Source organism: Anaerotignum faecicola, assembly GCA_024460105.1.
Lineage (GTDB): Bacteria > Bacillota > Clostridia > Lachnospirales > Anaerotignaceae > JANFXS01.
The window spans coordinates 1-550 of sequence record JANFXS010000109.1; the positions used below are offsets into that span (position 1 = coordinate 1).

Sequence of the window (550 nt, forward strand, 5' to 3'; positions counted from 1 at the left end):
GGATACGGATTATGCTGCAGTGACGAATGAACAGGGATTTTTCGCCATAGCAGGTGTGAAGCCGGGATCGTATACGGCGGTGATTTCCAAAGAGATTTATCTGGACGGAGAGACCCCGGATATTACAGTGGAAGAGAAGGCTGTGACGAGAGTACAGCTGAAGCTGGGAGAGAGTCTGTCTGATGTGGGCAGTGTGAAAGGCTGCGTGTCTAATTCGTCTGGTCCTCTTCAGGGAGTGACGGTGACGGTCTCGCTGGAAGACCAAGTATATACCGCCAAAACCGGAAATGACGGCTGTTATGAAATTCCGGACGTAAAGATCGGAACCGGATATGAGGTGACGGCTTCGAAGGAGGGATATAAGACAGCCACCGAGAAAGATGTCAGGATAATGCCGGCAGCTGTTTCGGAAGTGAATCTGATTCTTTCCAGGGAAGTTGGAAAAACGACGTATCTCATTGCAGACTTGTTTGACCAGTATGATACAGGAGCATTTACGAATAACAGCAGAGGTAACGAGTTATGGAAGGTTTCTGATATCTCCGCTGCG

The 550-nt window shown here is 48.9% G+C and carries 1 protein-coding gene; it reads left to right on the forward strand.

Annotated elements, in window-relative coordinates; genetic code table 11:
* Positions 1 to 550 (forward strand): carboxypeptidase-like regulatory domain-containing protein (locus tag NE664_12995; protein MCQ4727549.1); only part of this gene is annotated, 550 nt, incomplete at both ends.